The sequence below is a fragment of the Roseibium sp. HPY-6 genome (assembly GCF_040530035.1).
Taxonomy (GTDB): domain Bacteria; phylum Pseudomonadota; class Alphaproteobacteria; order Rhizobiales; family Stappiaceae; genus Roseibium.
In genome coordinates, this window is record NZ_JBEWCD010000001.1 from 245,818 (window position 1) to 258,125 (window position 12,308).

Below are 12,308 nucleotides of genomic sequence, written 5' to 3' on the forward strand. Positions count from 1 at the left end.
TGGAGCGCGCGCGAAGTCAATCGGGGATCAGGAAAACTCCATGATGACGGCGTCGACTGCCAGACTGTCACCCGGCGCTGCCTTGATCGCAGAGACGACACAATCGCGTTCCGCCCGCAACACATTTTCCATCTTCATGGCTTCCACAACGGCAAGCTGCTCACCCGCCTTGACTTCCTGACCTTCGTCAACAGCAATGGAAACCACGAGCCCGGGCATTGGGCACAGGAGCATCTTGGAGGTGTCCGGCGGGACTTTCTCGGGCATGAGCTGGTCGAGTTCGGCAATACGCGGCGTCATGACGCTTGCAACAACCGAGTACCCCTGCCAGTCGAGACGATAGCCACCCGTGGTCGACCGGATCTGAACCGTAGCCTCCACACTGCCGACCTTGCCCGACCACAGGACATCGCCCGGGCTCCAATCCGATTCCACATTCAGGATCGGTCCGTCGCCAATGGCAATATCCAGTTCCACCGGCGTTCCGGGATAGCCTGCCGCTATTCTGATCGGAACATAGGTCTTGTCGAGTTTGACAACCCAGTCCTCCCGCATCGCGCCCGAATGCGGTCTAAGTCGCCCAGGCAGATGATCGAGGCGTTCGCGTTCCAGAGCGCCCATCGACAGCGCGACCGCAGCAAGTACGGAATAGGCATTGTCATCGGGCACTGCAGGCGAGAAACCCTCAGGATATTCGTCCTGAATGAAACTTGTCGCCAGTTCGCCAGACCGCCAGCGCGGGTGGTTCATCAAGGCCGTGAGAAACGGAACGTTGTGCTGGATCCCATCGACGTAAAAGGCATCGAGTGCTGTGCTCATGGCATCAATTGCCTGGTCCCGCGTTGGGGCGTGCGTAATCAACTTGGCGATCATCGGGTCATAGAACATCGAGATCTCGGACCCTTCCACGACCCCGGTGTCGTTGCGTACGGTCACTTCATCGCCAGAAATCTCCTCCGGCGGCTGATAGCGCACCAGGCGGCCGATCGACGGCAGGAAATTGCGGTAAGGATCTTCGGCGTAAATCCGGCTTTCAACTGACCAGCCGTTCAGTTTGACTTCGTCTTGTCCAATCGAAAGCTCTTCGCCGGCTGCAACGCGGATCATCTGTTCGACCAGATCGACACCGGTGATCAGTTCGGTCACAGGATGTTCCACCTGCAAGCGCGTGTTCATCTCCAGAAAGAAGAAGCTTTTGTCCTGTCCGGCAACAAACTCGACGGTTCCGGCGCTGTCATAGTCGACCGCCTTTGCCAGCGCGACGGCCTGTTCACCCATCTTGCGCCGTGTTTCCTCATCGAGAAGCGGTGAAGGCGCCTCCTCGATAACCTTCTGGTTCCGGCGCTGGATCGAGCACTCGCGTTCGCCGAGATAAATGGCATTGCCGTGTTTGTCGCCAAGAACCTGGATCTCGATATGGCGCGGGTTTTCGATGAATTTTTCGACGAATACCCGATCGTCGCCAAAGGATGAGGCCGCTTCGGATTTTGAGCGGTCATAGCCGTCCCGCACCTCTTCGGCGTTCCAGGCAATGCGCATGCCCTTTCCGCCGCCGCCCGCCGACGCCTTGATCATGACCGGATACCCGATGTCTTCGGCGATCTCCACGGCCTGGTCCGGCGTTTCTATCACGCCGAGATAGCCGGGTACGGTGCTGACCTTGGCATCATTGGCAAACTTCTTGGATTCGATCTTGTCGCCCATCGCCTCGATCGCCCGAGGATTTGGCCCGATCCAGACAATGCCTTCCTTCTTCAGCGCTTCGGGAAAACTGGCGCGCTCCGACAAAAACCCGTAGCCGGGATGAACCGCTTCTGCACCGGTCTGTTTACACGCGTCGATGATTTTCTCTGCGATCAGATAACTCTCGGCGGCAGCAGCAGGCCCGATATGAACGGCCTCGTCTGCCATTTCCACGTGCAGCGCATCCCGATCCGCGTCCGAATAGACCGCAACGGTTTTGATCCCCATGCGGCGCGCGGTTTTCATGACCCTGCACGCGATCTCGCCCCTGTTGGCGACAAGAATTTTTGAGAACATCTAATCCCACCCGACTGGCTTGTTTTCACGTTTGTAGGCCGCAGTCCTCAGCCGTGCAACTTAGCCAAAGGGCGAGAGGCGTTTCGGCGGGGTCGCACATCAGTCAACCGCATCGTGTGCAGGGTTAAAGCTATATCCTCGAAACGGAGCGCAAACCTTACGTTAAATTAACGCGTCTACCTGATAATTTGACGGATATCCGGGAGATAACATGAAAAACCTTTTCGCCGTTGCCGTCTTGTTGTGCTCGTTTGGCGGCACAGCCTTTGGTGAAACCGTTGGCAAATGGAGCCGCGGGGAAGCGGAAGGATTCACGAGATACTGGACAACCAACAATGTCGGCTCGAATTTCGTTATCTGGTGTCATCCAAAACGCCCCGTGAACGGCACCATGTTGCATGTCGAAATCGAAGGTAAATTGCCTCCGGCCGGCAGCAGAATAAAGCTCATCCTGGATGCGGACATTCTGGAACTGCCGGTCAATGAGCATGGACTTATCGGCAGCGGCTGTGCGACGTGCTCTGACAGTTTCGGCTATGTGTGGCACAAACTGCGTTCCGCCAACACTATGGCGGTCAAGTTTCATGACAACAGTTATGCAGGGTTCTCCCTGAAGGGCGCTCAGAAGGTTTTGCCCGGCGCCGTTTGTCCGACAGACTGGCAAAAAAGCAACGCCCGCTCCTGACATGCCGTCTTCCACAGGCCGCGCCATTAGCCGTTGAAAGAAGAGGCTACAGTTTTCCGCAGGCTAACTCTGGTGCACTCTTTCTTTAAATGGCATTTTATGTGGCGTCGATCACACTGCGTATCCAGTCCTTGAAGCACACTCGAAGGTGTGTAGCGCTCTCTATGGGCGCATAAAGGTTTAACTCTGGGTCAATTTGCAGTTAGACACCGACGGAGGCAGATATGAAAAATTGCCGGCTCGCATTTGCCGCACTCACGCTCAGCGGCGTCTTGATGACAACCGCGGCAGAGGCAAGACCAGACTTGCGACAGATGTCCTGCAGTCAGGCGCAGAACATGGTCAGGCAGCATGGCGCTGTCGTCTTTACGACGGGTCAGTATACATACTCGATGTTTGTCTCAAACCGCAGCTATTGCGACTGGAACCAGGAACTCTTTGTTCAGTACGGCCCGACACGTGACAACCGCAAATGTCCGGTCGCATATGAGTGCAAGGAACCTTTGTTCCCACGCGGTGGTTTCAACCGCTGGAATTAATGCAATCGGGCCGGTTTCTCGGTCCATATTCCGCAATTTACATCAAATTAGCCGCCTTAAAGCGGAATGTTGTCGTGCTTTTTCCACGGCAACTCGACCTGTTTTGACCGAAGCAACGCAAGCGCCCTTGCCACACGCCTGCGCGTGGAGTGCGGTCGGATTACGTCGTCGATGTAACCGCGCTCGGCAGCTACGAAGGGATTGGCAAACCGGTCCTCGTAGTCCTTGGTGCGCTTGGCGATTTTGTCCGGATCGCTCAACTCGGAGCGATAGAGAATTTCAACGGCCCCTTTTGCACCCATCACTGCGATCTCAGCGCTCGGCCAGGCATAATTGATGTCGCCGCGAATGTGTTTCGAACTCATCACATCGTATGCGCCGCCATAGGCCTTTCGCGTGATAACGGTGATTTTCGGAACCGTGGCCTCTGTGAAGGCAAACAGCAGTTTTGCGCCGTGCTTGATAAGCCCGCCATATTCCTGCGAGGTTCCCGGCAGAAAGCCCGGAACATCAACAAATGTGACAATCGGGATATTGAAGCAATCGCAGAAACGCACAAACCTGGCGGCTTTTCTGCTGGCGTCAGAGTCCAGAACACCGGCCAGAACCATGGGCTGGTTTGCGACGATACCGACTGAGCGGCCTTCAATACGCCCGAAGCCCGTGATGATATTGCCTGCAAAGCTTTTCTGAATTTCGAAGAAGTCACCCTCGTCAACAGTCTTCAGAACAAGCTCTCTCATGTCGTATGGCTTGTTCGGGTTGTCTGGCACAAGCGTATCAAGGCTCGTGTCGATCCTGTCCGGGTCGTCGTAATTGGTCAGTTCCGGCAATTCCGCCCGGTTGTTCATGGGAAGAAAGTCGATCAGCCGCCGCATTTCCAGCAAGGCTTCAACATCATTGTCGAATGCCCCGTCGGCGATTGAAGACTTGGTGGTATGGATAGACGCACCGCCCAGTTCTTCAGCCGTGACGGTTTCGTTCGTGACCGTTTTGACGACGTCGGGCCCCGTCACAAACATGTAGGATGTGTCACGAACCATGAAGATAAAATCGGTCATCGCGGGCGAGTAGACGTCTCCACCCGCGCAAGGTCCCATAATGAGCGAAATCTGCGGAATGACACCGGATGCCAGCACATTTCTCTGGAATACCTCGCCATAGCCTCCGAGCGCAGCAACACCTTCCTGAATACGCGCACCGCCGGCATCAAACAGACCGATAACCGGCGCCCGGTTCTGAAGTGCGATATCCTGCAACTTGGTTATTTTTTCAGCGTGCGCCTCGGAAAGCGAACCGCCGAAGACCGTGAAGTCCTTGGAAAACACATACACCGTGCGGCCGTTGACTGTGCCCCAACCGGTCACAACACCATCGCCGGGAATGTGCTGCTGTTCCATACCGAAATCCGTGCAGCGATGTTGCTTGAACATGTCGAACTCTTCGAAAGAGCCCTCATCGAGCAGCACTTCAATACGTTCACGGGCGGTCAACTTGCCCTTGGCATGCTGGGAATCGATCCGACGTTGGCCGCCACCGAGCCGTGCCGTTTCCCGGCGCTTTTCCAATTCGGCCAGAACTTCTTTCATCGGATCCTCCCAATACGCAGTTCATGAGGCCGTAACACGTTCCTGGATCAAGGCAAAGTCAGCACATGGGCTTAAGCGCTTCGAAACGCGTGCGCATGCGTCCCTTCATGCCTGGCTGTCTCATGGAGGGCTCGATGCTCGGGTGAACGGGCAATCGTTCCTGCTCAAATACTAGGCAATCGCGCCGCGATATTGTTCTTTGACACACTTCAGAATTTTGTCATGATTGCGCAACAAGCAAAATAGCCGAAGGGGAGGCAATGGCGGACGATCGGACTTTCTTCAACGAAATGCTCGACGATGCCGGTGGCGCGAGATCACCCTATTCGAGGCTCGCAGCCTGGCTCGAAGACAAACCCGCTAATTTCCTGACCAAAAAGAGCCGCGACGCTGAGACAATCTTCCGCAGGCTCGGCATCACTTTCGCTGTTTACGGCGCCGAGGAGGCGACAGAACGGCTGATACCCTTCGATCCCATTCCCCGCATTATCTCAGCTGCCGAATGGCGCAGACTGTCCGCCGGTATCGACCAGAGAGTGCGGGCGCTGAACGCGTTTATGCATGATATTTATCATCGCCAGGAGATTCTTCGCGCCGGCATCATCCCGGCTGACCTTATCCTGCAGAACGAGGCCTTCCTTCCCGAAATGGCGGGCTTCACCCCGGCCCGCAAGGTTTATGCTCATATCATCGGGACGGATCTCGTCAGGGTGTCGGAGAATGAATTCTACGTTCTGGAGGACAATACCCGTACGCCGAGCGGTGTTTCCTACATGATGGAAAACCGCGAGACTATGATGCGGTTGTTTCCCGAACTCTTTCAAACGCACGCCGTAGCACCCGTCGAACAATATCCCGAACTTTTGCGCAGGACGCTTGAAAGCGTTGCTCCGGATCCGGCGAAATCCACGCAGACCATCGTTGTTCTGACGCCCGGGATCTACAATTCCGCCTATTTCGAACACGCGTTCCTGGCGGACTCAATGGGTGTGGAACTGGTTGAAGGCCGGGACCTCTTTGTTGATGCCGGTAAGGTGTTCATGCGCACAACGCGTCAGCCCGAACAAGTCGATGTTATCTACCGGCGGATTGATGATGCGTTTCTGGATCCCCTCACCTTCAACGCTGACAGCATGCTCGGCGTTCCCGGGCTGTTTGATGCCTACAGAGCCGGCAATGTCACAATCTGCAACGCGCCGGGAACCGGGATTGCGGATGACAAGGCAATCTATGCTTATGTTCCTGACATCATTGAGTTTTACACAGGTCAAAAGCCCATCTTGAACAATGTGCCGACCTGGAACTGCTCGCGCCCCGACGACCTTGCCTATGTGCTCGATAACCTGGCAGACATCGTGGTGAAGGAGGTTCACGGATCTGGCGGATACGGCATGCTGATCGGCCCGACGGCTTCCAAACGTGAGATTGCGGAGTTCAGGAAAGTCCTCGAGGCGACACCTACCAACTACATCGCTCAACCCACGCTCGCCCTGTCTGCTTGCCCCACGCACGTCGCGTCCGGTGTTGCGCCCAGGCATGTCGACTTGCGGCCCTTCGTCCTGATTGGCGATCAGGTCAGGATCACGCCGGGTGGTCTAACACGTGTTGCGTTGAAAAAAGGATCTCTGGTCGTGAATTCGAGCCAGGGCGGCGGCACCAAGGATACCTGGGTACTTGAGGACTGACGTTTAATGCTCGGAAGAACCGCTTCTTCGCTGTTTTGGATGTCCCGCTATCATGAGCGGGCCCAAAACGTAGCTCGCCTTCTGGAGGTTGCCTATCGCGGGGCTATCATGTCCCACCGCGGACAGGAACATGGTACTCATTGGGCATTTGCGCTTGCGTGCTCAGGCTGCGAGCCCGAATTCAAGGAAAAATACGACGAGTTGCATATCCGCAGCGTCGCCGTTTTCCTTCTTTTTTCAAAAGAAAACCCGGTCAGCGTTCGCAACAGCCTGGAACTGGCGCGCAATAATGCACGCGCGGTTCGAACCGGTATCACCGCTGAACTCTGGGAAGCCATCAACACGACCTGGATCGAATTCACCGAGGTCAATCCGCAAACAATTACCCAGGAGAGGTTGCCCGACTTTTTGGCCTGGGTGAACCAGCGGGCTCATCTGTTCCGTGGCGCATTGCTCAACACTGTGCTGCGAAATGACGGCTATTTCTTCTCGCAGATGGGCAATTTCGTCGAACGCGCTGACAACACTGCACGGATCCTGAACACACAATACTGGTCTTTGCTGCCGGACAGCGACATTGTCGATGACGGGTCCATGGAAAAGTACCAGTGGTCGGCAATTCTCAGGGCACTGTCAGGACGTAGAAGCTACAGGTTCGCTTACCCGAACGCGCGGCTCCGGGCGTTCAACATTGCCGAATTTCTGATCTTGCGAAAGGAGATGCCGCGTTCCCTGGCGCATTGCTACAATTGGATCGCGGACACGGCGGAAGACCTTGCCCAATTCTATAGTGCGCGCGAGCCCAGCCTTGATCTGGCAAAGGACATCGCACTCAGCTTGTCGGAAAAACAGATGCGGGAAATCTATCAGGACGGCCTGCACGACTATCTCACCGAATTCATCGGCAGGAACAATCAATTCGCGTTTGAGCTATCCAAAGACTACAATTTTTCCTGACCGACACAACCTTCTCCCAGGTGCCGCATGCAACTGACAGTCCGACATTCCACCCGTTATCGCTATGACGCGCCACTGGCAAATGCGATGCAGCAACTGCGCCTGACACCGGAAAACGGTCCGGCGCAAAGGGTACTGGAATGGTCGATCGACGCGCCCGGCATTTCGAGGGCAACGACTTACAAGGATGCTTTCGGCAACCGTGTCCATATGGTTTCACGCGGTGAACCTGTGGAAGACGTTGAAATTGTCGCAACAGGCATCGTTGAAACCCGGGATACGAACGGCGTTTTGGGGCAAGAGGCAGATGCGCTGGTGCCGCCGCGTATCTATACGCGCGTGACGCCGCTGACCCAATCCAATCAGGCGATTCGCAGGCTCGCGGCCCACGCGGAAACCGATGATCGCATCTCGGGCTTTCACGCGCTAATGCATGCCATCAGAGACAAGGTTGACTACAAGATCGGTGTTACCGAAACGCACGCCCCGGCCTCGGCTGCTTTGGCGGCTGGTGAAGGCGTCTGTCAGGATCACGCACACATCTTCATTGCGGCCGCCAGGTCCCTGGGCGTGCCGGCGCGCTACGTTTCCGGTTATCTGCTGCTGGAAGAAGAGCAGGCATCCGAAGCGCACCACGCCTGGGCCGAGGTTCTCATAGAAGGTCTGGGCTGGACCGGTTTCGACGTGTCCAACGCTGTGTGTCCGACCGATCGATACATTCGCCTGACGGCCGGGCTGGATTCGCGGTCCGCAGCCCCTATCCGCGGCATCAGGTTCGGTGGTCTGGAAGAAAATCTGCTGGTTGAAGTCGACGTTACGCAGGCAGTTTTTCAACAGCAGCAATGAAAGTCGTTTTTCAGGCCCCCAATCCCTCCACGCTGTGTTAACAGTTCAAGGGGAAACGTCTGAGGGGCTCAGGGATGACGTATTGTGTCGGCTTGAAACTGGATCGCGGCCTGGTGTTTGCTGCGGACACGCGCACCAACGCCGGTGTCGACAACATAGCCACATACAAGAAGCTTCATGTCTGGGAAGAGCCCGGCGAGCGCGTCATCACACTCCTGTCCGCCGGCAATCTCGCAGTCACGCAGGCCGTGGTGTCACTCCTGAGCGAACACATAACCTCTGCGGACAATGACCGCGCAACTTTAATGACTGCAAAGACCATGTTTCAGGTCGCCAGGCTTGTTGGCAGTGCGGTCAGGGAAGTGAAATCCATCGATGGCGAAGCGCTTGCAACAAGCGCAGAGAACTTTTTCGTTACGTTCATTCTCGGTGGCCAGATCGAAGGCGAAGAGCCGCGAATGTTCCAGATCTATGCCGCGGGAAACTTCATTGAAGTTGGCGAGGACACACCGTTCCTGCAGATCGGCGAGCATAAATACGGAAAGCCCATTCTCGACCGCGTCACACGGGCGGACATGCGACTTGGCGAAGCTGCGAAGCTGGTTCTTCTGTCCTTTGATTCCACAATACGCTCGAACCTTTCGGTCGGCATGCCCATCGATATGTTGCTCTACAACAAGGATACGTTTTCAACAGACCGGCAGGTCCGCATCGAACAGGACGATCCCTATTTTCAAAAACTGTCCCATGGATGGTCTGAAAAATTGCGCGCGGCCTTTGGCGACATAGACGAATTTGACGTCTGATCAGACTTATCGGCCTGTCAGGAAGCCGTCATAAAGCGTCTTTAGAAGCGGATGGGCCGACCCGGAGTGTGTCCATATGAACAGCAGCGCAATGAGCGAGATTGAACCTGTCGGATGGACGCGGGAGATATCGCAGAAGCCGCTGGAAGCAAACGACGCAACGCTCAAAGCCATCAGGGACATGATCAAGGCGGGTAAGCGTACACAGCTCGTCGAATTGCTGAAACGCTGGGACCCCATCGATGTCATGCAGTTGCTGACAAGGTTGCGGCTCAAGCATGCACGTAAGCTGTTCCAGTGGCTGCCTGCAAATCCGTCGATCAAGGTGGTCGCCGAACTGCGGCCGGAGTTCCGCTCGATCCTGATGGAAGAATCTACGCTTGAGCAGTTTCGCGACATTCTGGCAGGCATCGATCCTGAAGATGCGATCGAGATCCTCAACGAGTTTCCGGACGACGTTGCCGACGAGCTGATTGCGCGCCTTCCCGATGTGGAAGACATCGCGACCCGAGGCTCTTACGCGGACGATACGGCCGGGCGGGTCATGGCGAGTAAGTTCGTCGCGTTGCGTGAGGATTGCACGGCTGATGAGGCCGTGGAGCAGATGCGCGAAGAGGCAGGACGCATCCGGAAGGTTTTTACGGTTTACGTCACAGATGCGAACGGAAAGCTGACCGGAACTGTTGAAGTCGGCAAGCTTCTGCTGGCCCAGGGTGACGTTCCCCTCAGAAAGATCATGAACCGGGACGTGATCGCTGTTTCGGCGGATACCGATCAGGAAGAAGTTCTCAGACTAGCCCGCAAAAGAGACATGCGCACGGTTCCCGTCGTCAGCGGCAACGGACATCTGGTGGGCAGGATAACGCCGAAGCAGCTGACGCGCATCGCCGCCGATGAGGCGAATGAGGACATGCTGCTCATGAGTGGCGTCTCCGGTGAAGCGCGTTCCGATGACACGATCTTCAGGATCGTGCGCGGCCGCCTCCCCTGGCTGTTGGCCGGCCTTGTTGGAGCCAGTGTTGCGGCAACCGTGGTCGGCTCTTATGAGGATCAGCTTGCCGAGGCGGCGATTCTGGCCGCCTTCATTCCGGTGACCATGTCGATGGCCGGAAACGCCGGGCTTCAGGCGTCCGCCGTTGCGGTCCAGGGTATTGCCACCGGCGCTCTCTGGTCCGGTGACATTGTCTTTCGGCTCATGAAGGAATTTGTCGCCGCTCTTTTCAACGGAGCGATTGCGGGCATTATCCTGGGCGCACTGGTTCTGAGCGCGTCGCTGATCGTACCGCTTGAAGCCCCTGGGAACCTGGCACTCGCCACTTCGTTGTCCCTGCTATGCGTTACGACGCTTGCCGCCATGGTCGGCGCAACCGTTCCGATCATACTCGATAAGATCGGCATCGACCCCGCCATGGCGATCGGCGTCTTCATAACCTCGTCAAACGACGTGCTCGGCGTGCTCATCTTCTTTTTGATGGCAACGACGTTCTACATGGCTTGAAGGAGAAGAGACGAACGCGGCTCTATTGCGCATGACACGTCGTCAGGCCTGCATAAGAATCAGGACAGCCGCGTCGAACTCAGTTCGCTTGTACGCACGGATGTGAGCTGCTTCCGCGTCTTCTCCCCAGCGCTCAATGTTGAAGTCCTCTTCCACATGCGCCGCAGTCCAGGCCGCGTCCGCATCCAGATGGCCTTCGCGCATGGCGAGCGCCAGAAGGGCCGAACCTGTCAAGCTCGTCGCCGTGTGAAGTGCTGCCAGGCGCAACGGTGTTTCACCCGAAATGCGCTTCTTGTAAGCGGCAAGTACAGCTGCGGGCTGCGCTGCATGAATAACGCCTTCAATCAACGTAAACCGTCCACCCAGAAGATCTCCGGCCCAGGCAACAACCGGATCCCAGAGTCGGCGCTGGGTGTCGACGAGGCTTTCCGGATCATCAGCACGATAGCAAAGCGCATCATTGCCGGCGAACCCGACAACATCGTCGGCCACTTCATCGAAGCGATTTGACACCGCATCCTGTGCGGAATTGGCAATCCGGGTCAAAGGCATCGTCGCCGGGTTGATGACCGTTTCCTGCGCAGCCCATTCAGCCGCTACCGCAGCTGCAACAATTTCATTGGGTAAGGTGAGCGTGGTTTTGCCCGGCGTCTTCACCATTCGGCCGTCCAGCGCAATTGCGAAGCCGTCGTCAGCAGCAACATGGGATGCTTCCTTGTAGAAGCGTTTCGGCAATTCACGCCTGGAAAGCTCGCGCGCGCGCCGCTCCGGATCTTTGGCGGCATCCTCATGCAACGTTTCAAGAAAATCGCGCATCAGACTGTTTCCTCGTCATATTTTAAAACATCCTGCAGAGCTTCATCCAGATGTTCGAATCCGCCAATGATGCGGTTCGCTCCTTCTTCGGCGAGCCTCGTGTGATCATGGTATCCCCAGGTGACGCCGATCGCGTGAATGCCAGCAGCCTTTGCCATTTTAATGTCGAAACTCGTATCGCCGATCATCACAGCTCTGTCACGCTCCACTCCCGTTTCGGAAAGCGCGCGCTCGACCATGTCCGGATGCGGCTTCGAAGGCGACGTATCTGCTGTCTGGATTGTGACAAACTTGCCGTGCAAGTCGTGTGTTTCCTGCATGTGCCGGACACCGCGCAACGCTTTTCCCGTTGCAATCCCGAGCAGAAAATCCTCTCGTGCATGAAGTCTTTCGATCGCGTTTTTCGCTCCGGGATAAAGTGGATCGATCTCAAAACCCAGCTTGCGTCTTGATATCTTTGATTGCCGATAAGCTTCCGCCATGGCTGGAACTTTCTCCAGATGCTGTGCGCCGACAAGATCTGCGAAAGCTTCTTCAAGCGACCTTCCCACGATGGACAAGGCAGTCTTACGGTCGGGCATGGGAAGATCCACTGCTTCAAATCCGACTTGAAGGCCATGGAAAATCGTGTCCTGACTGTCGACCAGCGTGCCGTCGACGTCAAAAATGATCAAATACATCGGCACCCTTTTGCCCAATCAGCTGATGGCTCGCATGTGACTTGTTTTAGACCCCGGGTCAAGAGCTCACGCTTATTCATGCCTCTTTCCCAGCCTCAAAGGCCGTGAGATACAAGTTGCCTTGCATGTCCGCGCATCTTCCACAGGCCGCCTTCGCATGCGGCTCA

11 protein-coding genes are annotated in these 12,308 nt (G+C 56.2%); 7 read left to right on the plus strand and 4 right to left on the minus strand.

Annotated elements, in window-relative coordinates:
• Nucleotides 1-27: 27 nt before the first annotated feature.
• The gene (locus ABVF61_RS01150) at nucleotides 28-2,040 is read right to left on the minus strand and encodes an acetyl-CoA carboxylase biotin carboxylase subunit (protein ID WP_353991712.1); all 2,013 of its coding nucleotides are present in this window, start codon (nucleotides 2,038-2,040) and stop codon (nucleotides 28-30) included.
• A 211-nt stretch (nucleotides 2,041-2,251) separates the two neighbouring features.
• Here ABVF61_RS01150 and ABVF61_RS01155 point away from each other — a divergent pair, with 211 nt between their 5' ends.
• The gene (locus ABVF61_RS01155; protein ID WP_353991713.1) at nucleotides 2,252-2,725 is read left to right on the plus strand and encodes a YfjT/YkfB family phage-associated protein; all 474 of its coding nucleotides are present in this window, start codon (nucleotides 2,252-2,254) and stop codon (nucleotides 2,723-2,725) included.
• Nucleotides 2,726-2,949: 224 nt separating this feature from the next.
• The gene (locus ABVF61_RS01160) at nucleotides 2,950-3,264 is read left to right on the plus strand and encodes a hypothetical protein (RefSeq protein ID WP_353991714.1); all 315 of its coding nucleotides are present in this window, start codon (nucleotides 2,950-2,952) and stop codon (nucleotides 3,262-3,264) included.
• A 56-nt stretch (nucleotides 3,265-3,320) separates the two neighbouring features.
• Here the strand turns inward: ABVF61_RS01160 and ABVF61_RS01165 are convergent, their stop codons facing one another.
• Entirely contained in the window at nucleotides 3,321-4,853 is a 1,533-nt protein-coding gene (locus ABVF61_RS01165) for an acyl-CoA carboxylase subunit beta (protein WP_353991715.1), read from the minus strand.
• A 260-nt stretch (nucleotides 4,854-5,113) separates the two neighbouring features.
• Here ABVF61_RS01165 and ABVF61_RS01170 point away from each other — a divergent pair, with 260 nt between their 5' ends.
• The 5 genes from ABVF61_RS01170 to mgtE all read left to right on the plus strand — a co-directional run bounded on the left by ABVF61_RS01170 (nucleotide 5,114) and on the right by mgtE (nucleotide 10,645).
• Complete coding sequence (locus ABVF61_RS01170; protein ID WP_353991716.1) at nucleotides 5,114-6,538, plus strand: circularly permuted type 2 ATP-grasp protein; 1,425 nt, start codon at nucleotides 5,114-5,116, stop codon at nucleotides 6,536-6,538.
• A gap of 6 nt (nucleotides 6,539-6,544) precedes the next feature.
• A complete protein-coding gene (locus tag ABVF61_RS01175; protein WP_353991717.1) occupies nucleotides 6,545-7,495 on the plus strand; it encodes an alpha-E domain-containing protein in 951 nt (316 codons plus the stop codon).
• 27 nt (nucleotides 7,496-7,522) lie between these two features.
• Nucleotides 7,523-8,341: a transglutaminase family protein gene (locus ABVF61_RS01180; RefSeq protein ID WP_353991718.1), complete on the plus strand. Its 819-nt coding sequence runs from the start codon at nucleotides 7,523-7,525 to the stop codon at nucleotides 8,339-8,341.
• Between the two features lie 74 nt (nucleotides 8,342-8,415).
• Nucleotides 8,416-9,147: a proteasome-type protease gene (locus ABVF61_RS01185; RefSeq protein ID WP_353991719.1), complete on the plus strand. Its 732-nt coding sequence runs from the start codon at nucleotides 8,416-8,418 to the stop codon at nucleotides 9,145-9,147.
• A gap of 76 nt (nucleotides 9,148-9,223) precedes the next feature.
• A complete protein-coding gene (gene mgtE, locus ABVF61_RS01190) occupies nucleotides 9,224-10,645 on the plus strand; it encodes a magnesium transporter (protein ID WP_353991720.1) in 1,422 nt (473 codons plus the stop codon).
• Nucleotides 10,646-10,687: 42 nt separating this feature from the next.
• On the opposite strand, the gene ABVF61_RS01195 is transcribed toward mgtE, so the two are convergent.
• Together ABVF61_RS01195 and ABVF61_RS01200 are read right to left on the minus strand one after the other, a co-directional pair.
• Nucleotides 10,688-11,461, minus strand: a complete 774-nt coding sequence (locus tag ABVF61_RS01195) for an ATP12 family chaperone protein (RefSeq protein WP_353991721.1) — start codon at nucleotides 11,459-11,461, stop codon at nucleotides 10,688-10,690.
• A complete protein-coding gene (locus ABVF61_RS01200) occupies nucleotides 11,461-12,141 on the minus strand; it encodes an HAD-IA family hydrolase (protein WP_353991722.1) in 681 nt (226 codons plus the stop codon). The genes ABVF61_RS01195 and ABVF61_RS01200 overlap by 1 nt, the downstream gene beginning before the upstream one ends.
• Between the last annotated feature and the right edge of the window lie 167 nt (nucleotides 12,142-12,308).

Excerpts from the sequence above, each read along its gene's own strand:
- ABVF61_RS01150 (WP_353991712.1), bottom strand. The coding sequence starts at position 2,040 with ATGTTCTCAAAAATTCTTGTCGCCAACAGGGGCGAGATCGCGTGCAGG.
- ABVF61_RS01155 (WP_353991713.1), top strand. The coding sequence starts at position 2,252 with ATGAAAAACCTTTTCGCCGTTGCCGTCTTGTTGTGCTCGTTTGGCGGC.
- ABVF61_RS01160 (WP_353991714.1), top strand. The coding sequence starts at position 2,950 with ATGAAAAATTGCCGGCTCGCATTTGCCGCACTCACGCTCAGCGGCGTC.
- ABVF61_RS01165 (WP_353991715.1), bottom strand. The coding sequence starts at position 4,853 with ATGAAAGAAGTTCTGGCCGAATTGGAAAAGCGCCGGGAAACGGCACGG.
- ABVF61_RS01170 (WP_353991716.1), top strand. The coding sequence starts at position 5,114 with ATGGCGGACGATCGGACTTTCTTCAACGAAATGCTCGACGATGCCGGT.
- ABVF61_RS01175 (WP_353991717.1), top strand. The coding sequence starts at position 6,545 with ATGCTCGGAAGAACCGCTTCTTCGCTGTTTTGGATGTCCCGCTATCAT.
- ABVF61_RS01180 (WP_353991718.1), top strand. The coding sequence starts at position 7,523 with ATGCAACTGACAGTCCGACATTCCACCCGTTATCGCTATGACGCGCCA.
- ABVF61_RS01185 (WP_353991719.1), top strand. The coding sequence starts at position 8,416 with ATGACGTATTGTGTCGGCTTGAAACTGGATCGCGGCCTGGTGTTTGCT.
- mgtE (WP_353991720.1), top strand. The coding sequence starts at position 9,224 with ATGAACAGCAGCGCAATGAGCGAGATTGAACCTGTCGGATGGACGCGG.
- ABVF61_RS01195 (WP_353991721.1), bottom strand. The coding sequence starts at position 11,461 with ATGCGCGATTTTCTTGAAACGTTGCATGAGGATGCCGCCAAAGATCCG.
- ABVF61_RS01200 (WP_353991722.1), bottom strand. The coding sequence starts at position 12,141 with ATGTATTTGATCATTTTTGACGTCGACGGCACGCTGGTCGACAGTCAG.